1 protein-coding gene is annotated in these 3,165 nt (G+C 36.0%); it reads left to right on the top strand.

Annotated elements, in window-relative coordinates; all coding sequences use genetic code 11:
* The first annotated feature begins 432 nt into the window (after positions 1-432).
* Entirely contained in the window at positions 433-2,943 is a 2,511-nt protein-coding gene (gene mutS / locus OZD68_RS05470; RefSeq protein WP_182309947.1) for a DNA mismatch repair protein MutS, read from the top strand.
* The last annotated feature ends 222 nt before the right edge of the window (positions 2,944-3,165 follow it).

The raw sequence follows: 3,165 nt of genomic DNA, 5'->3' as shown, positions 1-3,165 counted from the left end.
GCTACTGGCCTGCTATAGCCATAAACACATATCTTATCGCATTCGGACTATTATAAGAAAGGCTATATTTTTCAAACTAAATAATAAACCTTGTAATTAGGATATTCTGGATTCCAGCGTCACGCGCTGGAATGACAACTGCGTTTTTTGTTTTTTTGTCATCAAATACTCCTACTCTTTATGTCATCCAAGTGTCCTGACTACTTGGATCCAAGAAATTTAATTGTTTTAAATTTTTCCCTCTATACACCTATTTATAGCTCTTTTTACAATAATCCGAACAGACCGTAATATGCTACTGGCCTGCTATAGCCATAAACACATATCTTATCGCATTCGGACTATTATAAGAAAGGCTATAAAATTTATGTTATCCACATGTGCAATATAATCTATAATAACGTTTATCAATACAATATATTAAAAAATATTATGAGCTTCGTAAAAGAAAAAAACACCCCTGTGATGGAGCAGTATTTGAACCTGAAAGCTCAATACAAGGATCATCTGCTATTTTATAGGCTAGGAGATTTTTATGAGTTGTTTTTCGATGATGCTATTAAAGCTGCGAAATTGCTGAATATAGTGCTCACTAAGAGAGGTAATTCGTGTGGGCAAGAAATACCAATGTGTGGAGTGCCAGCACACAGTAGTGAGTCTTACCTGCACAAGCTAATAGATTTAGGATTCAAAGTAGCAATCTGTGACCAATTAGAAACTGCTGATGAAGCAAAAAAGAGGGGCTATAAATCCATAGTAAAACGTGATGTAGTGCAAGTTGTAACTCCAGGTACAATTATAGAAGATTCACTACTGGAGGATAAAAGCAATAATTATCTCGCATCCATAGTTGAACAAAATGACGAATATGCTATTAGTTGGCTTGAATTATCGACGGGAAAATTTTTTCACACTTTAACGAGTTTGAAAGCTCTAGATAGTGATTTATTGCGTATATCACCAAGAGAATTATTAATTTCTGAAAAATTCATTGAGGACGAAAAAATTAGATCGATTTTAAAAAATTATAAAATATCAATTACACAACACGTACAGAGTTTTTTTGAGTATAGTAAATCTCACAGAACGTTATGCGAGTTTTATAAAATCAGGGAACTTGGGAGTATAGGAAATTTCAGCAAAGTAGAAATGATGGCGTGCGGTGCACTGCTTGAATATGTCAGAGTAACACAAAGGGGCTCCATTCCAAGGCTTGAATTCCCGAAAACCTATAAGCAACAAAATTTCATGCTTATTGATGCTTCAGCAAGGAGAAATCTTGAGTTATTCTCAACTCAATTTGGTGAAAAGAAAGGTTCACTAATTTCAGTTATTGATCACACAGTTACAGCTTCTGGTGGACGCCTGCTCAAACAAATGCTCGCTTCACCACTTGCTTGCTCCAAGGCAATCAATTTGAGGCTCAGCACCGCTCAATTTTTTGTAAATAATCATGATTCACGCAAAAAAATACGAGAGATATTATCTAACATTCCAGATATTGAAAGGTCTTTATCGCGCTTAATACTAGGGCGTGGTTCACCAAAGGATATGAACCTATTAAAAATAGGCCTAGGAAAAACTTTAGAGTTGTCTGAGTTTCTGTCTACCTTGCATAATTATTGTTTAAGTGAAAAATCAGAAATTAACTCTCAGATGTCATTCCAGTGCTTGAACGGAGAAAAGGAACCAGTGTCTACTACTCAGGTGATAAGTAGTGACGAGAGTGAACTCAGCAGAATACATAAGAGCCTTGGCAATCATAAAGACCTATTTGAACTGTTAAATAGTGCTATACTCGATAATAACCTCAGTTCCGTGAAAGAAGGAGGATTTATTCACTCAAAATACAACTCAGAATTATCTGAGTTATCCTACATATTAAATAATAGTAATAAACTAATAACCAAACTCCGTGAATCTTATCGCGACCTAACTGGCATTGCCGCACTCAAAATATTACACAACAACATACTTGGTTATTACGTTGAAGTGTCGGCAAATCACAAAATAACTTCGGATATATTTATTCATAGGCAAAGCTTAGCAAATAGCATGCGCTACACTACTAATGAATTGAAAGAACTAGAAAACAAAATTCTTACGGCACGTGATGCTGCAATCGGCTTAGAAATGAAAATTTTTAGTGAACTGTGTAGTGAAGTTGCTAAAGAGTCTGAAAAAATTGCTCTTGCTGCAAATGCTTTGGCAAAACTTGATATTAGAACAGCATTTGCAGAGCTTGCAGTGCAAAATAATTACGTAAAACCCATTATTGATGACAGCAAAGAGTTCAATATCTGTAGCGGAAGACATCCAGTGGTTGAAGTTAACGATAAATTCATTGCAAATAGCATCAATTTAGCTGGTATACATCTAATTACTGGTCCTAATATGGCTGGAAAAAGCACTTTCTTGAGGCAAAACGCTCTCATTGCAATTTTAGCTCACATGGGGTCATTTGTGCCAGCAGAGAGTGCACATATTGGAGTGATTGACAAGATATTCAGCAGGGTTGGCGCAACGGATAATATAACAGCTGGTTATTCTACCTTCATGGTAGAGATGATCGAAACAGCAACGATAGTAAATCAGGCAACGGACCGTTCCTTGGTGATACTTGATGAAATTGGTAGGGGCACAGGGGTGTATGATGGATTATCTATTGCACAGGCGGTGATTGAACATATTAACAATGTAAATAAGTGCCGCGCCATTTTTGCAACTCATTATCATGAATTAACTAAAGTAAGCAAATACTTGAAGAACGTGAAATGTTTTTGTGTAAAAATAAGAGAGTGGAACGGAGAGGTTATCTTTCTACATGAAGTAATTGAAGGCATTGCAGATGAGTCATATGGAATACATGTAGCAAAACTTGCTGGTTTTCCTGATTCTGTTTTAAATAGAGCAAGTGAAGTGTTTGAGGAGCTGAAGGCTTGAATCATTATTATAAGTGAAGAATTACCTATACAATCGTGGTAGTAGCTATAGAAACGAAAAACTTACTTGACACCCTTCGCCAGCGCCCTTATCACGATAGTGAAGCTATTGTATTTGCTTTCGCCAATCTGCAGATTAAAAGGTAAGGATTGCTTAATGTATCGGCGTCTTATGTTCAATTTTTTGCAGTATATAGATACTGTATGTCTTTACAAAACTTCA

It is taken from the genome of Wolbachia endosymbiont of Drosophila bicornuta (assembly GCF_028982105.1).
Lineage (GTDB): Bacteria > Pseudomonadota > Alphaproteobacteria > Rickettsiales > Anaplasmataceae > Wolbachia > Wolbachia pipientis.
Note: the sequence above shows the minus strand (reverse complement) of the source record. Positions and strands in the feature narration are given on the sequence as shown.

Bases quoted from the DNA above. Each gene is read 5' to 3' on its own strand.
- mutS (WP_182309947.1), top strand. From the start codon at position 433: ATGAGCTTCGTAAAAGAAAAAAACACCCCTGTGATGGAGCAGTATTTG.